Raw genomic sequence first — 954 nt, forward strand, 5'->3', positions numbered from 1 at the left:
TACTAGTATTTTGCTCAATATATTATTTTGCCACTTTTTTATTAATAATAGTACCATCTTATAAGTTACTCCTTAACCACTTTCTTAACCACAACCTCACCATCTTCTGTTATTAAACGCAACAAATAAATACCTTGCGCCAAATTTGATGTATTGAGTTGATTTTCAAAGTTTTGATTGAAAATTTGTTTACCTAAAACATCATACAACTCCATAGTTTTAAACTTAGTGTTACTCTCAATTTGTAAACTATTTGTAAATGGATTAGGAAAAACTGTTGCTGTAGTAGCCTCAAAATCTGTTGCACTCATAACGCAACCTGGGTAATTAAATACATCTGGGTGAGTGGTTACTACAGCACCCTGAAAACTTAAAGTAGCACGACTAGTTGCATTAGACGGAAAATTTCTACAAACTGTATGCAAAATATAAGTAGTGCCAGCCGTTATATTTACATATGCTTGTAAACCATTTGCCCCCCCCAAAACCATTCTTAAAGCCCATACCTATACAACCATTCACTAGAGATACAGGAGATCCTGAATCACATCGTAACCAATACGAATTATTAGCTAAATCGCTACAATTAGGATTGTTATGAAATAATGCCCAATTCCAATCTTCTGTTGTAATATCAGGGCAAATTAACAATCCAAATTCGCCAGAATATTGAGCGGTAAATATAAACCAAGCTGAATTATGTTCCCATTGGGTTAAATCGGCGTTACTCAAACAATACAATCCCATAGCACCATTAGCATCATCAATATTTCCTATACCATTTACTTCAAAATAGTAATTCTGAGTAGCATCACAAATTCTGTAAGCATCTATGCAATCCTCGGGTGTGTTAATTTGAGATTTTGCTTCAATGAAAATTGAGCAAAATACTAGTACTAGTATTTTGCTCAATATATTATTTTGCCACTTTTTTATTAATAATAGTACCATCTT

The 954-nt window shown here is 32.9% G+C and carries 1 protein-coding gene and 1 pseudogene; both read right to left on the minus strand.

What is annotated here, in order from left to right:
- Positions 1 to 65: 65 nt before the first annotated feature.
- A complete protein-coding gene (locus GFJ94_RS01705; protein WP_162523772.1) occupies positions 66 to 425 on the minus strand; it encodes a T9SS type A sorting domain-containing protein in 360 nt (119 codons plus the stop codon).
- Positions 409 to 954 (minus strand): annotated as a pseudogene (locus GFJ94_RS01710) (hypothetical protein); the annotation flags it as partial. The pseudogene GFJ94_RS01710 and the gene GFJ94_RS01705, both read right to left, overlap by 17 nt.

This window comes from Flavobacterium sp. LMO8 (genome assembly GCF_009495755.1).
GTDB lineage: Bacteria > Bacteroidota > Bacteroidia > Flavobacteriales > Flavobacteriaceae > Flavobacterium.